Raw genomic sequence first — 308 nt, 5'->3', positions numbered from 1 at the left:
ACGGCTCCCGGACTACTAGGGTATCTAATCCTGTTTGCTCCCCACGCTTTCGCACCTGAGCGTCAGTCTTCGTCCAGGGGGCCGCCTTCGCCACCGGTATTCCTCCAGATCTCTACGCATTTCACCGCTACACCTGGAATTCTACCCCCCTCTACGAGACTCAAGCTTGCCAGTATCAGATGCAGTTCCCAGGTTGAGCCCGGGGATTTCACATCTGACTTAACAAACCGCCTGCGTGCGCTTTACGCCCAGTAATTCCGATTAACGCTTGCACCCTCCGTATTACCGCGGCTGCTGGCACACGCTTT

1 rRNA gene is annotated in these 308 nt (G+C 56.2%); it reads right to left on the bottom strand.

What is annotated here, in order from left to right:
- Positions 1-308 (bottom strand): 16S ribosomal RNA (locus GSQ74_RS22720); the annotation flags it as partial.

The organism is Mucilaginibacter sp. L196, assembly GCF_009765905.1.
Classification (GTDB): Bacteria; Bacteroidota; Bacteroidia; order Sphingobacteriales; family Sphingobacteriaceae; genus Mucilaginibacter.
The sequence above is the reverse complement of the archived record's forward strand: the minus strand, read 5'-3'. Positions and strand labels throughout refer to the sequence as shown.